The 243-nt window shown below is 48.6% G+C and carries 1 pseudogene; it reads right to left on the bottom strand.

Annotated features, from left to right (window positions below):
• A pseudogene (locus B4113_RS16185) lies at positions 1-243 on the bottom strand (IS4 family transposase); the annotation flags it as partial.

Below are 243 nucleotides of genomic sequence, written 5' to 3'. Positions count from 1 at the left end.
CCGCACTCAGAGAGGTGTTTTGCTTAAGAGCTAGAGCACTGCAGAGCTGCACCAATGATTTTTGACCGCCTTCTTCCTGGAGAAATGTGCAAAGTGCCACGAAGTCATGGGCGCGCAACTTCCCCTTTCGTTGAATAAATCGATGATCTCGGGCCATCTGTTCCAGCTCTTCGCACGATAACACGCTTCGTAATCCCTCTAAAAAACAATGCCATTCCTCTTGGAGAGATAAGGACGTCTTCA

Source organism: Geobacillus sp. B4113_201601, assembly GCF_001587475.1.
Taxonomy (GTDB): Bacteria; Bacillota; Bacilli; order Bacillales; family Anoxybacillaceae; genus Geobacillus; species Geobacillus icigianus.
This window is presented reverse-complemented; position numbering and strand designations above follow the sequence as displayed.